General features: G+C 54.6%; 1 protein-coding gene. It reads right to left on the bottom strand.

Annotated elements, in window-relative coordinates:
* Positions 1 to 50: 50 nt before the first annotated feature.
* Positions 51 to 282 (bottom strand): hypothetical protein (locus SB754_RS19865; RefSeq protein WP_410784106.1); only part of this gene is annotated, 232 nt, incomplete at its 5' end.

The raw sequence follows: 282 nt of genomic DNA, 5'->3' as shown, positions 1-282 counted from the left end.
CATGGCCGAATTGAAGCGGGACCCAGGATCTCCCGCCTATTGCCCCTCTGTTATAGCGGAAGCTGGGAGATGAACTCTGCTCCCTTCTCAGCAATATTCAAAAGCGATTCCATTATCGTCGCTGAGTTCGCTGCGTTCTCTACGAACGCCCAGAGCCTTGAAGCCTCGATCACTTCCACGTTTGAAACATCAGGATTCCCACCCTGGCGTACTAGCTCAAGCATCAGCTCCCGAACCATTTCCGGCGGCGTGCCGGGTGGTAGCCCGAGGTATTGATAAAGG

It is taken from the genome of Leifsonia sp. SIMBA_070, from assembly GCF_046534635.1.
Taxonomy (GTDB): Bacteria; Actinomycetota; Actinomycetes; order Actinomycetales; family Microbacteriaceae; genus Leifsonia.
Note: the sequence above shows the minus strand (reverse complement) of the source record. Positions and strands in the feature narration are given on the sequence as shown.